We start from the raw sequence: 241 nt of genomic DNA on the forward strand, positions 1-241 counted from the left end.
GTGTTCGGGCTGGTAACCTGCGTAGCGGCAGGCCGGGTTTCCCTTCAAGAGGATCAAGTGCATGGCTTTCACCACGCTGATACTGGATGCGCCCGCGCCACCGTTGTTGTTCGAGGAGGTCGATCAATGCCTTGAACGGGGTCTCGTGGTTACCCTGAACCTTCATTACTTCACCGATAAGGACTGCATCAAGCGACGCTACGGTGGGCGCATTGGTTATGCCGAGATCAACTGCCACGAC

The 241-nt window shown here is 56.8% G+C and carries 1 protein-coding gene; it reads left to right on the forward strand.

Annotated features, from left to right (window positions below; genetic code table 11):
- Positions 1 to 61: 61 nt before the first annotated feature.
- A partial coding sequence (locus SB717_RS39020) for a hypothetical protein (protein WP_410908637.1) occupies positions 62 to 241 on the forward strand: 180 nt, incomplete at its 3' end.

The organism is Priestia sp. SIMBA_032 (genome assembly GCF_046535215.1).
Classification (GTDB): domain Bacteria; phylum Bacillota; class Bacilli; order Bacillales; family Bacillaceae_H; genus Priestia; species Priestia aryabhattai.